Here is a 792-nt window from a genome sequence, read left to right as displayed (position 1 = left end):
CCGAAGGGTACGGGGTGTTGCCAGGAGTGGAGGGTGCGATGGCTAAGGCCGAGGTGGAGGTGGACCGGCTGTTTGTCCTCGCCCACAATGGGAGCCCGGCAGCACGCACTGGCGGACACGGGCAGACGCTCGACTGGCTTGGCTAAGGCCTAGCGGTTGTTGCATTGACCGGCTGACACCGTGTCAGTGAAGACGCTGGCCTGCTCGGCAATGGGCTGCAATTCTGCCAGGGTCAGCGCGTATCCCACCGGCGCATCCTGAGTGGACTTTGCGAAGATCACGCCGGTCACCCGCCCTTGCATGTCCAGCAGCGGCCCGCCCGAGTTACCCTGCTGAACATTCGCTGCCAGGCTGTACACGTTGACTGACGCCGGATCCGCGCCGTAAATGTTGGCGACCAGGACATCGCTGCGATTCTGGATGCTGGCGGGCTGGATTTGGAAGGGGCCACCGGCGGGGTAGCCAGCGAAAGCCGCAGTGTCCCCCGTGGCGAGATCCTCACCGAGGGGCAGGGGCGCACGGTCCAGACCGTCGACGGCGAGGACCGCGATGTCCCGAACGGCGTCGAAGTGGACGATACGGCCGGGCAGCGCTCCCCCACCGGGAATCTCCACCACCGGTTCGTTGACCCCCGCAACCACGTGGGCGTTGGTCACCACCCGCCCTGGAGCAATAATGAAGCCCGACCCGGTTTGGTTTTGGCCGCACTGGAACGCGGTACCAGCAATACGCAACACCGATTGGGAAGCCGACGCGAGCTCGGGGGTGTCGACGGCCGCCTCGGGGACTGGC

1 protein-coding gene and 1 pseudogene (1 of these 2 only partly in view) are annotated in these 792 nt (G+C 65.9%); one reads left to right on the top strand and one right to left on the bottom strand.

The window, feature by feature from the left end:
- Positions 1-46, top strand: the end of a protein-coding gene (locus tag K728_RS0115445) for a DUF2332 family protein (RefSeq protein WP_084442914.1). Its footprint begins 179 nt before the window's first position; only the last 46 of its 225 coding nucleotides appear in the window; its start codon lies off the left edge, out of view; its stop codon occupies positions 44-46.
- A gap of 103 nt (positions 47-149) precedes the next feature.
- On the opposite strand, the pseudogene K728_RS22035 reads toward K728_RS0115445, so the two are convergent.
- Positions 150-792, bottom strand: a pseudogene (locus K728_RS22035) (MarP family serine protease); the annotation flags it as partial.

Origin of the sequence: Arthrobacter sp. CAL618 (assembly GCF_000468215.1) — a bacterium.
Lineage (GTDB): Bacteria > Actinomycetota > Actinomycetes > Actinomycetales > Micrococcaceae > Arthrobacter_D.
The sequence above is the reverse complement of the archived record's forward strand: the minus strand, read 5'-3'. Positions and strand labels throughout refer to the sequence as shown.